The organism is Thalassobacterium sedimentorum (assembly GCF_031127905.1).
GTDB lineage: Bacteria > Verrucomicrobiota > Verrucomicrobiia > Opitutales > Coraliomargaritaceae > Thalassobacterium > Thalassobacterium sedimentorum.
On record NZ_JARXIC010000111.1, the window covers coordinates 1 to 782 of the forward strand.

Here is a 782-nt window from a genome sequence, read left to right on the forward strand (position 1 = left end):
GATATGCAAAAGAAAGAACGAATCCAATTTGGATGATTCCAGCCTTGCGCTAACGTGTTAAAAAAGAGAATCTATAAAAATGGAATGATGAGTGGTTCACATTCGAGCCCTCACCCTAAAAAAAATAGAATGAAGCCGATAGATCAGAGCGGAATCCACCTGACCAAGGGCGGAAGCATATCCAGACGCACCTATCAACTCATTTCGCGCTCCAGGCTTCGCTCTTCGAGCTACGCCCGGCAAGCCGCGCTACACTCGTGATAGTGCTCCACGTTGTGCAAAAATACAGATACCAAAAATGAAACTTACCAAAATAGATCACGATGCCGCTCAAGATATAATGAAATTGTCACTAGAAGGAAGCTCTAGGGCGTTCTATAGTTTCATGAGCGAATTAAGTGATCAAATCTCTAAGTTGGAATCTGAATGTCATGAGAGGAAATATGAAAGAAGAAAAAAGAGAATCGAATCAATTTTAAGTCGGCAAGATTCACATGAAAACCGAGCCCTTCTTCGTGATCTAATAGAAGTCTTGGAGGTCTTTGAAGAAACTGGACCGTCTGATGCTGCTTCGATTCTCACATCATCCCTAGCGAAAACTCAAAAACCATTTTGGGAGTCTGTAAAAGGCGAATTTTGCTACATAACAAACCCCGAAGTTCTTCGAAGCTAGGAAAATAAAAAGCACAACTCTGAAGTTACCAATTAGCGAAGCCTAATAGGTAACTATAGGTTGGACAAACCCGCGTAGGATTAAAGGGGGCGTTCGACGACTCTAGTGC

General features: G+C 42.3%; 1 protein-coding gene. It reads left to right on the forward strand.

Features of this window, described 5'->3' with window-relative positions; genetic code table 11:
* The first annotated feature begins 298 nt into the window (after window positions 1-298).
* Entirely contained in the window at window positions 299-673 is a 375-nt protein-coding gene (locus QEH59_RS18620) for a hypothetical protein (protein ID WP_308986892.1), read from the forward strand.
* Window positions 674-782: the final 109 nt, after the last annotated feature.

Excerpts from the sequence above, each read along its gene's own strand:
- QEH59_RS18620 (WP_308986892.1), top strand. The coding sequence starts at position 299 with ATGAAACTTACCAAAATAGATCACGATGCCGCTCAAGATATAATGAAA.